Source organism: Aureimonas ureilytica (assembly GCF_001475935.1).
Classification (GTDB): domain Bacteria; phylum Pseudomonadota; class Alphaproteobacteria; order Rhizobiales; family Rhizobiaceae; genus Aureimonas; species Aureimonas ureilytica_A.
In genome coordinates this window covers 1-924 of sequence record NZ_LDQA01000111.1, presented here as the reverse complement: position 1 = coordinate 924, position 924 = coordinate 1, and the positions used below count along the sequence as shown (strand labels likewise).

1 protein-coding gene is annotated in these 924 nt (G+C 65.3%); it reads right to left on the bottom strand.

The features are described 5' to 3' along the window. Positions 1 to 410: 410 nt before the first annotated feature. Positions 411 to 924 (bottom strand): response regulator transcription factor (locus NS365_RS22810; RefSeq protein ID WP_058602581.1); only part of this gene is annotated, 514 nt, incomplete at its 5' end.

Here is a 924-nt window from a genome sequence, read left to right as displayed (position 1 = left end):
AAGCCGGCATCGGCGCGCGCTTCGGCACGGAAGAGGATTTCGCCCGCGCGCAAGACACGGTGCTCGGCCCCGAAGGCCAGAAGACGGAGCTGATCGCGCGAGAGCTCCTGAAACAGGGGCACTTCGCTCAGAACCTCCATGTCGCTTTCGAGGCTCATGCCACGCCGTTCGCTTCTCCTGTGCCGCCCGGCATCGCGGGCGGGACCATGGGGCGGCCCGAACGGCGGATCGAACGATCCGCCAAGGCCATCTCCGACATCGCAAGATTTCGCCTCATGCGAAAGCCCCTGCGGCCCCGGCGCGCTCGCACAGGCGTCGAAGCGGGGCATGGCGTTCCCCGAAGGCCACAGATCGCATACCCCTGCTCGGAAACCTGTCGGGTGCGACGGGCGGCGAACCGAGGCTCTTCGTCAGGGCATCAGCTTATATCCGCCGGACTCCGTGACGATCAGCCGGGCATTGGATGGCTCGGGCTCGATCTTCTGGCGCAGGCGATAGACATGGGTTTCGAGCGTGTGGGTGGTGACGCCCGAATTGTAGCCCCAGACCTCTTCCAGCAGCACGTCGCGCGTCACGACGCGGCGATCGGCCCGGTAGAGATAGCGGATGATCGCGGTTTCCTTTTCGGTCAGCCGGATCTTGCCGCCCTTGTCGTCCACCAGAACCTTCTGGCTCGGCTTGAACACATAGGGGCCGACCTGGAAGGTCGCGTCCTCGGACTGTTCGTGCTGGCGAAGCTGGGCGCGGATGCGCGCCAGAAGCACGGCGAAGCGGAAAGGCTTGGTCACATAGTCGTTGGCGCCCGCCTCAAGACCCAGGATCGTGTCGGCATCGGCGTCCTGACCCGTCAGGATGATGATGGGTGCCTTGAAGCCGGACTTTCTGAGAACACGCACGGCCTCGCGCCCGTCCATGTCGGGCAGG